General features: G+C 62.5%; 10 protein-coding genes and 1 pseudogene. 10 read left to right on the top strand and 1 reads right to left on the bottom strand.

Annotated features, from left to right (window positions below):
- Window positions 1-150 precede the first annotated feature (150 nt).
- Window positions 151-835: pseudogene (locus tag CK944_RS13685) on the bottom strand (IS6 family transposase).
- 320 nt (window positions 836-1,155) lie between these two features.
- Here CK944_RS13685 and CK944_RS13680 point away from each other — a divergent pair.
- From CK944_RS13680 to CK944_RS13635, 10 genes are all read left to right on the top strand, one after another.
- Window positions 1,156-2,184, top strand: a complete 1,029-nt coding sequence (locus tag CK944_RS13680; RefSeq protein WP_103173626.1) for a LacI family DNA-binding transcriptional regulator — start codon at window positions 1,156-1,158, stop codon at window positions 2,182-2,184.
- A gap of 31 nt (window positions 2,185-2,215) precedes the next feature.
- On the top strand, window positions 2,216-3,142 hold the full coding sequence (locus CK944_RS13675) for a carbohydrate ABC transporter permease (RefSeq protein ID WP_205049036.1): 927 nt from the start codon (window positions 2,216-2,218) through the stop codon (window positions 3,140-3,142).
- A complete protein-coding gene (locus tag CK944_RS13670; protein ID WP_103173624.1) occupies window positions 3,132-3,965 on the top strand; it encodes a carbohydrate ABC transporter permease in 834 nt (277 codons plus the stop codon). Before CK944_RS13675 ends, CK944_RS13670 begins: the two co-directional genes overlap by 11 nt.
- 30 nt (window positions 3,966-3,995) lie before the next feature.
- A complete protein-coding gene (locus CK944_RS13665; protein WP_103173623.1) occupies window positions 3,996-5,267 on the top strand; it encodes an extracellular solute-binding protein in 1,272 nt (423 codons plus the stop codon).
- Between the two features lie 78 nt (window positions 5,268-5,345).
- Window positions 5,346-6,791 carry an FAD-dependent oxidoreductase gene (locus tag CK944_RS13660; protein ID WP_103173622.1) on the top strand — a complete coding sequence of 482 codons (1,446 nt, stop codon included), beginning with the start codon at window positions 5,346-5,348 and terminating at the stop codon, window positions 6,789-6,791.
- Window positions 6,792-6,847: 56 nt separating this feature from the next.
- Window positions 6,848-7,942: an ABC transporter ATP-binding protein gene (locus tag CK944_RS13655; protein ID WP_103173621.1), complete on the top strand. Its 1,095-nt coding sequence runs from the start codon at window positions 6,848-6,850 to the stop codon at window positions 7,940-7,942.
- A gap of 14 nt (window positions 7,943-7,956) precedes the next feature.
- Complete coding sequence (locus tag CK944_RS13650; RefSeq protein ID WP_103173620.1) at window positions 7,957-8,685, top strand: SDR family oxidoreductase; 729 nt, start codon at window positions 7,957-7,959, stop codon at window positions 8,683-8,685.
- A gap of 9 nt (window positions 8,686-8,694) precedes the next feature.
- Window positions 8,695-10,299 (top strand): FGGY-family carbohydrate kinase, encoded by a 1,605-nt coding sequence (locus tag CK944_RS13645; protein ID WP_103173619.1) that lies wholly within the window; start codon window positions 8,695-8,697, stop codon window positions 10,297-10,299.
- Between the two features lie 631 nt (window positions 10,300-10,930).
- Window positions 10,931-11,437, top strand: coding sequence for a DUF2934 domain-containing protein (locus CK944_RS13640; protein ID WP_103173618.1), 507 nt, complete (start codon window positions 10,931-10,933; stop codon window positions 11,435-11,437).
- Between the two features lie 139 nt (window positions 11,438-11,576).
- Window positions 11,577-12,194, top strand: coding sequence for an undecaprenyl diphosphate synthase family protein (locus CK944_RS13635; protein ID WP_205049035.1), 618 nt, complete (start codon window positions 11,577-11,579; stop codon window positions 12,192-12,194).
- Window positions 12,195-12,922: the final 728 nt, after the last annotated feature.

Here is a 12,922-nt window from a genome sequence, read left to right as displayed (position 1 = left end):
TCTCCATTATGGGTGGTGAGGAAACGCGGGCCCGGTCCGTTTGTCCATGCTTGCCGTGGCGGCGGTATTTACATCCCTGGATCCCGTCAGGGCCGCGGCTCTTTCGCAAACCGCCGGACAAGATATAGACCGCCCGCAGCGCTTTTAGATTTAGGCAGCCAGTTGGCAGAACTGCTGGAACGGACGCAACTCGGGCCTGAACTGACCTTTGCGGATCATGTTCACGATCTCGATGCCTGCGATTGTTGAAGCCGCTGAGGCAAAGCTTTTGAAGCCGAGCATCGGTCTTACCCGACGCTTGATGAAGCAATGATCCTGCTCAACCAAATTGTTGAGATACTTGATCCGCACCAGTTCGATCGGCACTGGGCAACCGAAGCGCTTCAGCATTCGCTTGATCTCCCTGATGCCCTCGGTGTTGGCTGCGCTTTTGTTGATGACGATTTTCCGTAGCAGGCCGTTTGCTTCCATCGCCCGGGCCAGAAACTTGATGGCAGCAGGCTTGTTGCGGCGCTTCGACAGCATGAAGTCCAAGGTCTTCCCGAACTTGTCGACTGCGCGATAAAGGTAGACCCAAGCTCCACGAACAAGGATATAGGTCTCGTCCATCCGCCAGGGTCTGTCAGTGGGCTGCTTGCATCGACGCGCATCGTTCGCGACAAGCCTGGCATGGCGTTCCACCCATTTGTTCAGGGTGGGATGACTGACCCTGACACCTCGCTCAACCATGATTTCCTCAAGGTCACGGTACGACACACCGTTACGCAAGTAGAAGAAGACAGCGTGCAGGATGACGTCTTCGGGGGAAGTGAGCGCCCTTGAACGAGATCGTCATCAAGCCCTCCCCTCAAGCCGCTTCACCAGCTGAGTCTAGCTCAGGCCCGAAGATCAGAAAAGTTTGCGACACAGCCGCCAGCAAATCCTTTGATGCCGAGCCGGTCGCCGAGACGAGCGAAGAAGGAGATACCGCGCTTGCGACAGGTTTTCATGAGCGCCCGGGCAGGCGATCGACAGCACGCGACAAGAGTCGCAGTCCATGGTTGCCAACTGGCAGAGCATGGCGGTCATCTGCTGTCGTTGCAAGTTTTTTACACTTTTCGTTTGACAACGAAACGCCATCCGATAAACGTTTTACTGTGGCAGTTAAACGTTTAGATGGAATTCATGGCGGCGATTACTATCAGGGACGTGGCAGCAGAGGCGGGGGTGTCGATCGCTACCGTGTCCAATGCCTTCAGCGGCCGAAAGGCTGTCAGTCCTGAGGTTGTTCGCCGCGTTGAGGAGGTCGCCCGCGCGCTGGGTTACCAGAAGAACATCGCCGCCTCGCAACTACGCACAGGACGGGTTAAGGTAGTTGGGGTTTTGGTTCCCAGCCTTGTCGATACATTCTTTGCCTCGCTTGTCTCGGATCTGGAGGAACTTGCCGAAGCTGATGGCTATCAGGTGCTGGTCGCCACATCAGGCGACAATGCCGAACGAGAGGCCGCGCAGCTGGATGCATTGCTGGGCTGGAAGCCGTCTGGCCTGATTGCGGTGCCTTGCACAAATGCAATTCCTGACACGCTAAGGCGCGAAATGGCTACCCTGCCAATCGTGCTAGTTGACCGGATCGGTGAAGAGGATCTGCCCGTCGATACCGTTGTGGTGGATAACCATGCTGCCGGTCACGAGGCAGCCCAACACGCGCTGGAAATGGGCCATCGCGAGATCCTGATCGCCGCCTCGGTGGCAGGCTTGCGCCCCATCGCTGAGCGTATTCGCGGCATCACTGAAGCTTGCCTTTCGGCAACTGTAACGCCGCGGATTGTTGAACTTGGCACAGATGTCGAGGAAGGAGCCGCGCGGATGGCAGCATGCCTTGCTCGCGACGGGCATCCGACTGCCGTTATTGCAATGACCAACGTGACGACGCTGGCAGCGCTGACAGCCTTTGCCCAAGTGGGGATCGATGTTCCAGCGGAAGTGTCGCTTGTCGGGTTTGATGATTACGCCTGGATGACCGCGCGTAGGGTGCCGCTTTCTGCGGTTCGCCAGCCGATCGCAGATATCGCCCAGTCTGCCTGGTCCTGCCTCAGGGCACGAATAGCGGGATCAGGCGATCAACCTGCCCGTCTTGTTCTGGACGCGCCGCTGCAGTGCCGAAGTTCGGTCTGTGCGCCTCGGGCAGTGCAAGGGGCGGCATAAACAAGCCTTCGGGTGGGCGGCGGAGAAATAGATGGCCCACACGGAAAACAGGAAGTGGCTGGTTCGTCCGGCTTGGGAGGACATGGTGAGGAAGACGACATTCCTGGGGGTTGTCCCCCTGCTGGCGCCCGTGCAGCTTCTGCTGCTGGTCGTGGTGATTCTGCCGTCGATCTATGTCGTCTGGCTCAGCTTCCATGTGTCGAGCTTCGGACAGACACCTGAGTTCACGGGGTGGAGCAACTATCTCCGCGTCCTATCCGACCCGGCCTTCCGCAGCGCGATGTGGAACACGATCGTGATCGTCGTGGTGGCCGTGCATCTTGAGATGCTTGTGGCCTTGGGCATGGCGCTGCTTTTCAACAGCGGCATCCCGTTCCGGCGGATCCTGCTTGTCGCCGTTCTGGCGCCCTATGCCGTATCCGAGGTGGTGGCGGTCGCCATGTGGCGTTTTTTGTTCGATCTGGATATCGGGCCGATCACGTTGCTGATGCAGGGGCTTGGTCTGCCCATTCTGGAATGGTCCTTTGATCCGATCGACGCGACGGTGATGATCATCCTGCTGACGATCTGGATGCATCTGCCATTCACCTTCGTGATCCTTTATGCAGCCCGACTTGCCATGCCGTCCGACCTTTACGAAGCCGCGCGCATCGACGGTGCCACCAGAATGCAATGTTTCTGGCGCGTTACGCTGCCGCTGATGGGACCTGCAATCCTAGTAGCGCTGCTGTTCCGCTATATCTTCGCCTTCCGCATGTTCTCGGAAGTCTGGCTGCTGACAGGCGGGGGACCGGCCCGATCGACCGAAGTGGTGGCTGTCTATCTCTATCAGGAAGCTTTCAGTTACAACGCCTTCGGCACAGCGTCGGCCACTGCCCTTCTGATGGTGGCGGCCTCGCTGGTGCTGGCTTCGGGATATATCTGGCTCTTGCGTCGGCAGGTGAAGAATGCGCGCTGAAATCGTCCTGATCCGGCTGGGAAAGGCCGTGGCCGTGGTGGCGATCCTGTTCTGGTCGCTGTTCCCCATCGTCTTCATCGTCTCGTCGTCCCTGAAGCCCGGGCAGGACATCTTCGCCGTGCCGCCGCAATGGACGTTCCAGCCGACGATGCAGCATTATGTCACGCTGTGGACGCAGTGGGGTGTCTTCTTCCAGGGCTTGGCGAACTCGGCCATCGTGACAGTAGGCGCAACGCTTCTTGCGGTCATCGCTTCGACTTGCGCAGGCTATGTATTCTCGCGCCATGCCGCTCGATGGCTAGAGCTGTCGATCGTGGGTCTGATCGCGGTGCGCCTGATCCCGCCCATCGTGGTGACGTTGCCGTTGTTTCCCATCGTGAACCGACTGGGCCTGGCCGATACCCACCTGGTGCTGATCATCCTTTACGCGACCTTCTTCGTGTCGCTGGGCACGGTCCTGATGCGGACCTTCATTGACCAGATCCCGCGCGACCTGGACGAGGCCGCGGCCATCGACGGCGCCAGCCGGCTGACGATCCTGCGCCGGGTGATCGTGCCGCTGGCCGCGCCCGGGATCCTGGCGGTAGCGGTCTTTGTGGTCGTCTTCGCGTGGAACGAGTTCCTGTTCGCCTTCATCTTTACCGGGACCAATGCCAAGACGGCGCCCCTGGTCATATCCGAGATGATCGGCTCGATCGACGGGGTGGATTGGGGCGTTCTGTTCGCGGCCTCGACGGTGCAACTCGCACCGGTGCTGATCTTCGTAATCCTGATGAACCGCTATCTGGTAGCCGGACTGACCGCAGGCGCCACCAAGGGCTGACGACGTTTTTTTAGGGGAGGAGAAACCAACATGAAAACACTGCAGACGAACCGACGCGGCTTTCTGGCCGGAGCAACCGCCACCCTGGCGCTAATCGCCGCCGCACCCTCACTGGCGGCGGGCAGGACGCTCAACATCCTCAGCCATCGTGTCCACCAGACCTCGCTGGGCGAGGGTGAGGCCGACCTGATGGCGGCCTGGAAACAGGCGAACGACGCGGATCTGGCCTTCACGACCTTTGATTCCAATCCGCTGATGGACCGGCTGTTCCGCGAGGCCAGCCTGCCGGAAACCGAATTCGGCGTCGGTTATCTGGTGGACAACCGCCCCACCTCGGAGATCGCAAAGCTCTTCGAGCCGCTCGATCCCTGGATGGAAAAGGACGCCATCGGGGATTTCGGCGACATCGCGCCCGGCCTGATCAAGGGCATGACCATCGACGGCAAGCTGATCGGCATCCCCGTCCGCACCGCAACGCAGGCGCTGTTCTGCAACCTGGACCTGCTGGAACAGGCGGGCTTCTCGGCCCCGCCGACTACGCTGGAGGAGTTGGTCGCTCAAGCCCAGAAAATTACGGATGACAAGATTGCCACGGGCATGATCCTGGCCTCCGATCTAGCTGTCTTCCCGGTGATGTTCGCGCGAGCCTTCGGTGGCGATTTCCTAACCCCGGACTTCACGCTCCTGCCTGACCCCGCGGCTATGGAGCAAGCGTTGACGGTCCTGGCTGGGATGTTTGAGAACGGCGCCTTGCCGCGCAGCTATGCCACCACCAAGAACGATGATCAGGTGACCTGGATGCAACAGGGTAGGGCCGCCTTCACCGTGCTGCCCTTTGCCCGCGCCGCGCAGCTGAACGATCCGGAACAGTCGAAATATCCTGGCAGGATCACAGCCGTGGGCTTCCCCGTGGCCGAGGCTCTGGCGGGCAAGACACCGATGGCCACGGTCGTCGAAGCCTGGGCCATGGTGATTCCTGCCAATGCCAAGGACAAGGAACTGGCTTGGAGCTACATCAAGCAGGTTGCCTCGCCGGAGACGACGCTGGGCATGGCGCTGAACGGCAACGGTCCTGCCCGAGTTTCGACCTTCTCGGACCCGAAGCTGGTCGAGAAGAACCCGCAGGCCGCCATCGAAGCCGAGGCCCTGGCCAACGGTCGCGGCGCCTTCCCGCCTTTTCCTGAAGCCGCCCGTGCCCAGGCCCTGTTCCTTGAGGAAGTGCAACTGGCCGTCTTGGGCCGCAAGTCCCCGGCAGAAGCCGTCGAGACGATCACGCAGCGCGTCACGCCCCTGCTGCCCTGACCCTAGACAAATACCGGGCCCATGGCGGGCCCGGCCCCAACCCAACCTTCACGACCATCCATCAGGATTCTGCTCACCATGGCACAGACTTTGACCATCCAAGAACCCGCGCGCGAGATCCCCGTCAGTGCCGAATACGACGTGCTTGTCGTCGGCGGCGGCCCTGCGGGCCTCATCGCCGCCTTGGCCGCGGCCGAGGACGGCCTACGCGTCGGGCTTCTGGAAAGCCGCAGCTTCGTCGGCGGCAACATGACGATCGGTCTGCCGGTGCTGGGTTTCCTGGGCCAGAAGGGCAACCAGATTATCGAGGGCCTGCCCCAGAAGTTCATCGACCGCCTGAAGACCCGCGACGCGGCGTCCGAACACCGAGCTTGCCCGCTGCACATGGGCATTACCCTGGTCGAGCCAGAAGCCGTCAAGACCGTCGGCCTGGAAATGTTGACTGAAGCCGGCGTGGATGTCGTCTTCTACACCTTCGTCGCTGGTGTGGTGATGGATGAGGACGGGACCACCATCCGTGGCGTCATCACGGAAAGCAAGACGGGCCGCAGTGCGGTCATGGGCAAGGTGGTTATCGACTGCACCGGTGATGCGGACGTGGCCCACCGTGCTGGCGTTGTGACTGAGAAGGGCAACGAACATGGCGGGATGCAGCCGCCCACACTGATGTTCTGCCTGTCGAATGTCGACACCGACAAGCTGCGCATGGCCATAGCGAACTCTCCCAAGGAAGCTCGGACCTATCTGACCGACTTCATTCCCGCCGACTACTTTGGCCAGAACAACCAATTCATCGTGGTTGGGCTGCGCGAGGTGATGGCAAAGGCCCGCAAGGAGCGGAATCTCGACATCCCCAACGAGCGCACGATCATCATCACCGGCCTGAAGCGGGGCGAGGCCTGGATCAACATGACGCGGGTCACGGGCACGGACGGAACCGATGCGCGGTCGCTTTCGAACGGAGAGATCGTGGCGCGGCGCCAGATCGACGACATCGTCGAATACTTGGTGAACTATGTTCCGGGATTCGAGGAGGCTCATTTCACCAAGACTGCCCCCTTCTTGGGCATCCGGGAAACGCGCCGCATCGTCGGCCGCTATGTGATGAACGAACAGGACGTGCTGGGCTGCCGCCATTTCGAGGATTCGATCGCCGTCGCGTCCTATCCGATCGACATCCACCGCCCAGGCGACGAGGGCTGCACGCTGATCTGGTGCGGCGACTGCTATGACATTCCCTACCGTTCGCTGTTGCCGCAAACGGTCGAGAACCTGATCGTCGCCGGGCGGGCCATCTCGGCCACGCACGAGGCCATGGGCGCGATCCGGGTCATGGCGACCTGCATGGCCATGGGTGAGGCTGCGGGCCGGGCCGCCGCAATGGCGGTCAGGCAGGGCATCCGTCCCCATGAGGTCGATGTCCATGCCCTGCGCCGCGAGCTGCTGAGTCATGGCGCCTATCTGCGCGGCATGATGGGCGAACGGCTGACGCCCGAAACCGAGGCTGTCGCCATCCCGGCCTGAGCCGTCCCGGGGCCCTCGTCCGCGAGGGCCCGCCACGACCAAGAAGGAGGAGCGTCATGGCCGACCTGCGGCTTTCGGGCGTCGAAAAGGATTATGGCGGCCATTCCGTCATAAAAGGTGTGGACTTGGAGATCCGCCACGGTGAATTCGTGGTCTTCGTTGGTCCTTCGGGCTGCGGGAAATCCACGCTGCTGCGGATGATCGCGGGACTTGAGGAGATCTCCGGCGGCACGCTCGAGATCGGTGGCAAACGCGCCAACGACATCTCTCCGCGCGATCGTGGCATCGCCATGGTCTTTCAGTCCTATGCGCTTTATCCGCACCTGACTGTGGCCGAGAACATGGGTTTCGGCTTGTCGCTGCGAAAGACCCCAAAAGCGGAAGCGGCCGATCGCGTGGCGCGCGCGGCCGAGATCCTGCAGATTACCCATCTCCTGGATCGCAAGCCCAGCCAGCTTTCCGGGGGCCAGCGTCAACGGGTCGCCATAGGCCGGGCCATCGTGCGCGATCCGTCCGTTTTCCTGTTCGATGAGCCTCTGTCCAACCTGGACGCGGCCTTGCGTATGGACATGCGGATGGAGATCGCCAAGCTGCATCGAAGCCTGGGCGCAACGATGATCTATGTGACTCATGATCAGGTCGAGGCGATGACGCTTGCCGACCGGATCGTAGTCCTGAACGGCGGCGTTGTGCAGCAGGTAGGGCGACCGATCGATCTGTTTCGCAATCCCTGCAACGCTTTTGTTGCGGGCTTCATCGGTAGCCCGCGGATGAATTTCCTGCCGGTTACGGTTGAGAAGGTCGAGAGCGGAATGGCTCGCGTCTCAGCTCCCGGCATAAGCCCTATGACGCTTGCTGCCGGCAGGGTCGGGGCGCCCGGTCAGGCGGTCCTTGGCATCCGGCCGCAGATCCTGACTCCGGGCGAACCGGAAGGGCGCTGCGCGCTGCGGGGAAGAGTCGCGCTGCTCGAACGGATGGGAACCGAGACGGTGGTGAACATCAGGCTAACCAGCGGAGCATCGGTGCTGGCTGTGGTTCCGGGAGATCTGGAACTCTCGCCAGACCGGGACATCTCGTTTTCCTTCGACCCGGCGGACGCGCGGCTCTTTCCCGCCAGCGACCTGCCCGGCACCACCGCAACTCCCCATTGAGGCACGAAACGGACATGGCACAGGATTTGAAGGGCAAGGTCGCGGCCGTCACCGGCGCGGCCTCGGGGATCGGGCTGGAATGCGCGCGCGCGATGCTGGCGGCGGGGGCAAGGGTCGTGCTGATCGACCGCGCCGCCGACCGGCTCGAGACGCTTTGCAGGGAACTCGGCCCGAAGGCGCATCCGCTGGTCGTGGACCTTCTGGACGGTCCGCAGGTTGACGGCATCGCCGACCGGATCGAGGAGATCGCCGGGCCGATAGACGTCTTCCACGCCAATGCCGGCGCCTATGTCGGCGGCGCGGCGGCCGAAGGCGATCCCGATGCCTGGGACCGGATGCTGAACCTCAACATCAACGCGGCCTTCCGCAGCGTCCGGGCCGTCCTGCCCGGCATGATCGAGCGCAGGACCGGCGACGTCATCTTCACCTCGTCGGTGGCGGGCGTCGTGCCGGTGGTGTGGGAGCCGATCTACACCGCCTCGAAGTTCGCCGTGCAGGCCTTCCTGCACGCGACGCGGCGGCAGGTCGCGCCCCACGGCATCCGCATGGGGGCCGTTCTGCCCGGCCCGGTGGTGACGGCGCTGCTGGACGACTGGCCCAAGGCCAAGATGGAGGAAGCGCTTGCCAACGGATCGCTGATGCAGCCCACGGAGGTCGCCGAGGCCGTGATGTTCATGCTGACCCGGCCCAGGGGCGTGGTGATCCGCGACCTGGTGATCCTGCCCAACAGCGTCGATCTCTAGGGGGCAGCCATGACAAAGCCGATCTTCCTGGGCATCGACGTGGGCACCGGCAGCGCGCGGGCGGGCCTGTTTGACGCGACCGGGCACATGCTGTCGTCAGCCAAGCGCGACATTCGGCTGTGGCGCGACGGGGCCGACATCGCGGAACAGTCCAGCGACGACATCTGGTCTGCGGTCTGCGCGGCGACACGTGAGGCTGTGGCCGGGACCGACATCGACCCCGCCGCCGTCGCCGGGATCGGCTTCGATGCCACTTGCTCGCTGGTCGTCCTTGACCGCGACACCCGTCCGCTGAGCGTCAGCGCCTCGGGCGATCCGGCGCGTAACATCATCGTCTGGATGGATCACCGGGCGGTCGCGCAGGCCGAGCGCATCAACGCGCAGGGCCATCCGGTGCTGCGCTTTGTGGGCGATGTCATCTCGCCCGAGATGGAAACGCCGAAACTCCTGTGGCTGCGCGAAAACATGCCGCAGACCTATGCCGAGGCCGGGCAGTTCTTCGACCTTGCAGATTACCTGGGCTGGCGTGCGACCGGCGATCCGGCGCGGTCCAGTTGCACGGTCACCTGCAAATGGACCTATCTGGCCCATGAGGACCGCTGGGATCCCGACTACTTCCGCAGCATCGGCCTGGGCGATCTGGCCGATGACGGCTTTGCCCGCATCGGCCAGCGGGTCGTGGCGCCCGGCACGCCGCTGGGCCGGGGACTGACGGCGGATGCCGCCGCCGACCTTGGCCTGCGGGCGGGCATTCCGGTGGCGGCTGGGTTGATCGACGCCCATGCGGGGGGCATCGGGACCGTGGGCATGACCGGCAGCGCCGAAAGCAATCTTGCCTATGTCTTCGGAACCTCGTCCTGCACCATGACAACCACGCGCGACCCGGTCTTCGTGCCGGGCGTCTGGGGCCCCTATTACCAGGCGATGGTCCCCGGCATGTGGCTGAACGAGGGCGGGCAATCCGCCGCGGGCGCCGCCATCGAGCAGCTTCTGGCCTTCCACCCGGCAGCCGGCGAAGCCGAGGCGGCCGCAAGTGCCGCGGGCCAGCCGCTGCCGGTCTGGCTGGCCGGACGCGCAGCAGGCCGGGTTGCCGGCCTGTCGCAGGCGGTATCGCTGGCCCGGGGTCTTCATGTCGTGCCCGAGTTCCTAGGCAATCGCGCGCCCTTCGCCGATCCCCATGCTCGCGCAATCGTCGCCGGCTTGGGGATGGAGCGCGGCATCGACAATCTGGTCGCGCTCTATGTCGCGGGCCTTTGCGGGATCGCCTATGGGCTGCGCCAGATCATCGAGGCGCAGGACAAGGCGGGCGCCCCGGTGGACCGGATCGTGATCTCGGGGGGCGCGGGGCAGCTTGACCTGGTGCGCCAGCTTCTGGCGGACGGTACTGGCAAGCCGGTGCTTGCCAGCGAGGCGGCCGAGCCGGTGCTGCTCGGTTCGGCAATCTTGGGAGCGGTTGCGTCGGGTAAATTTGCGGACATGCCACAGGCTATGGCAGTCATGTCGCGGCCGGGCGCGGAATATCAACCTGACCACGCGGCGAGCAGGGTGCACGATATGCGTTTCGCGACCTTTTGCGCTCTGCAAGCCGTCCTGAGAGGGCATCAGGAGACGTAACCTGAACGAGAGAACCGCTTTTTGAAGGTAAACCTCAAGAGGCTATACGGATGGGAGCGCTGAAGACCATCCAGTTCTCTTTGAGCGAGAAGGCTTGTCGGCGTGCAGCCAGCACCTTTCGTTATGAACAGGGTGAGCATGGAGCGCCACCCTACGAGCACGGGGTGCTTTTCAACCCAAGCGCTCCATAATACCCGTATGGCCGGTGGGGCATGCTGAAGGTCCGCAACAAGCTGGAACCGCGAGAGCCGGCGCGGCACGACAATCGACCAGTGGGATCTTGTCAAGAAGACCATGATCCCATGTCTTAGCGAGCGCGCTCCTGACGGAACGGAATGCGGCAGGTCTGTTCTGCCGTTCACCCCATGCTGGAACCTTTTCCACAGGCTCGGGACGATCTGCCCGTCGACTCCCTCTGGCCAGATGTACAAGATCAGTTTAGCTTTCCGTCGGCCCCAGTAGTGTTTTCGTCTGCGAGGCATCGCCAGCGCAGGCCTAACCGCTGTTCTCAGGCTCGCATGGAAGACACCATTGGCAAGCGTACATCTCCGTGCCACGGTGAGGCTCACGATGTTCCATCAACAGCGAATTGCTGCTCACAGGATATGCTTTGGCAGAACAAGGGCTCACCATGAGCGAAGATCATTTCCAGAAAGTCCGGGAACGTGCGCATGCCTTGTGGGAACAGGCCGGTCGTCCGCATGGCCAGGACGCCGAGCATTGGTCCCAGGCTGAGCGCGAGATCGCTGCGGAAGAAGACGCACAGTCATCCGTGTCGAATGGCAGGACCACCGGACGTCGCGGACGCAAATCGAACCCGACTGCAGATCAGACGGCTGCCATCGCCTCGGCAGCCAAGCGGATTCGCGCCGGAAGGAGGGCAGATGAAGTCGCGACGGATCCGCCGAAGGCAACCCGAGGCCGCAAGCCGAAGGCTGTATCTGAAGAGGGCGCGGAAGCGGTAAAAGTTGCGCGGAACCGACGGCCGAAGCAGACATCCGAGGATGGAGCGGTTGTGCCCGTGGGGACTGGAAGCCGGAAAAGGCAGGCTGCTGCTGCGGGAAAGGGCAATACCTCGGCAACGACCCCGGGTGATACGCCGAAGGTGGTCGCGGAAGGCTCCGACACGGCTGAATGACACCTTAGTGGAAAGGGCGCAGGCATTGGCTGCGACACGCGATCCTGAGTGCCGGAGCACCCAGTGACGCGCCTTCTCTGTTCCGCCAAGACGTTCGGTCACGTTGAGGTGCACCAACGGAAAAACCCTCAGGAGCAGGATGATGACCAGACGGGTGCTGCCAAACCATGTGGGCTTTATTCCGGACGGCAATAGACGCTGGGCAGCCGGCCACGGCTTGCCCAAGCAGTCAGGCTATCAGGCTGGCATCGAGCCGGGTCTGGCGCTCTATGAGATGTGCAAGAGCCGGGGCATCTCCGAGGTCTCCGTCTTCGGCTTCACTCAGGATAACACCAAGAGACCGTCTGAGCAGATCCAGGCGTTCCGGTCGGCATGCGTGGCCTTTGCCGCAGAGATTGTCCGCCGAGGCGCTGCCCTGCTCGTGGTCGGTGACGAACGGTCCCCGCAGTTTCCTGAGGAACTTAAAGCTTTTCGAACCCGTCAAGGGGAAGGCATCAAGGTCAACTTCCTGGTGAACTACCATTGGGAATGGGACCTCGACGGGTTGAAGATGGGTCAGCTCCGCTCGCAGGATGTATCCAGGCTCGATCTCATCGTCCGCTGGGGAGGCGGGAGGCGCCTCAGCGGCTTTCTGCCTGTTCAGTCGGTTTATGCGGACTTCTTTGTCGTCGATCAGCACTGGCCAGACTTCAGGCCGGAGCATTTTGAAGATGCGCTGAACTGGTTCAAGGAACAGGACCAGACGCTGGGTGGGTAAGCGCCCTTTTCAAAGCGTCTCCTGTCCTCAGATGAAGTAGACCCATGACCCTGATGGAATGCAGGGATGTCTCGGTTGAAGGCAGACTGCTAAGTACCCTCACGGGCACCTGAAGGAATTATTTTTTCAAAAGCGTGGAAGAAGATCACCGCCGGCTTCGTCTTCCTATGCAAGATGACCCGCTGTGACCCGATCCTGACCCTACCACGCTCCTCCTATGCCAGGACTGGCAACCTGCGTCGAGCGCATGCTCCATTCACTTGCCGGGGCCACGCTTTAGTTGACGCTGGCGCAGCGACGCGACGTTCCCCGGGACTGCACGAACTGTTCCGGTATCCTGGCAAGTGGGCGGCCCGGCCTAGCCTATTCCGTTCGGAGGACAGGATAATGCGCCGGCCCCTTCCGGATTACTGCGCAAACTGTGGTGCCGCCATCCCCCGCGCGGCGGCCGGGCGCTGCCCGTTCTGCCGCGTCGAGTTCAGCCAGGGCAACAGCCGGTTGCTGTTCGAGCGTCATCTGTCCGCATCGACTGGCGGTGATGGAGCTGGCAACAGCCGTGGCCCCATCCGGCGAAACAGCCGGAAACTGCCGTAACGCATGTGCGCTTTGCTGAACCCTACCCTGATCCGGCTCCCCAAGATTTTCTCTCTCTTGTGGAAGAAAACCGCCATCAGCTTCGTCTACACAAGCAAGATGACCCGCCGTGACCCGATCCTTGCCCTGCTGAC

Origin of the sequence: Paracoccus sp. SY, from assembly GCF_002901215.1 — a bacterium.
Taxonomy (GTDB): Bacteria; Pseudomonadota; Alphaproteobacteria; order Rhodobacterales; family Rhodobacteraceae; genus Paracoccus; species Paracoccus acridae.
Note: the sequence above shows the minus strand (reverse complement) of the source record. Positions and strands in the feature narration are given on the sequence as shown.